We start from the raw sequence: 1,000 nt of genomic DNA on the forward strand, positions 1-1,000 counted from the left end.
TGGTTTAGAAAAGCCTCAACAGCCGGTGATCAATATAGCAAAAATTCTTTAAACACAATCTTTGCTGATGATTATAAAAAAGGCCTTAAGCTTTATGAGAGTAAAAAGTTTTCCGAAGCACTTCAAGTTTGGTTGCCGATTGCCAAAGAGGGGCATTACGATGCCCAAGGTTATCTCGGTGACATATATAGGTTGGGAAAACTTGGAACGCCTGATTATTCTGAGGCTGCAAAATGGTACAACTTAGCTGCAGATCAAGATGGCGCTTATGAAGCATATCAGTTAGCCCTTCTGCTAAAAGATGGTAAAGGGGTATCGAAGAACACGCGAGAAGCCTATAAATATTTTAAGAAAGCTGCTGATAACGGGAAATCAGACGCTTATTTTTACGTGGCTTATTTCTTAAGTGAAGGAGAGGGTGTTAGCAAGGATTTAACTGCGGCTAGGAGTTGGTACGAGAAAGCGCTCTCTGATAAACCCTCAAGTGCCGTTCAGAATAATTTAGCATTAATGTATCAGCGTGGCGAAGGAGGAGAAAAAGACTTAACGAAAGCTAAGGAGTTATTTAAGTTGGCCGCTGATTCTGGCAATGAGTATGCAGTAAACAATCTTAAAACATTGGAAAATATGCTAGCCATTCAGAAAAAACACCCGAATTCTCCGAAGCTATTTGGTATTCATCTCTACGGCGCTACCCGAGATGAAATGCGGTCAGCCATAAAAGAGGCAGGCGCTAGGCCTACTCGAGAGAAATATAGCTATTTTGCAGATAATTATAATTCCAGAAATATCATGCCTGGCTCAACAGAGATGTTAGTTTTCTATTCTCAAGAATCAGATGGAAATGATTATGGTTCATCAGGTGATTATTTGGCACAGATTCAGTATAAATTTCCATCTTCTAATAAGTGGTATATCGATGAAATAAAGGATTTATTATCACAAAAATATGGTTACCCCGATAATTCCTACGGCTCATCAAACTTAGGGGAAGTGACCC

General features: G+C 39.6%; 1 protein-coding gene. It reads left to right on the forward strand.

Going from position 1 to position 1,000, the window contains the following annotated elements:
- Positions 1–1,000, forward strand: a 1,000-nt coding sequence (locus tag A3761_RS23770; RefSeq protein ID WP_197473219.1) for a tetratricopeptide repeat protein, incomplete at both ends; no start/stop codon positions are given.

It is taken from the genome of Oleiphilus sp. HI0123 (genome assembly GCF_001635315.1).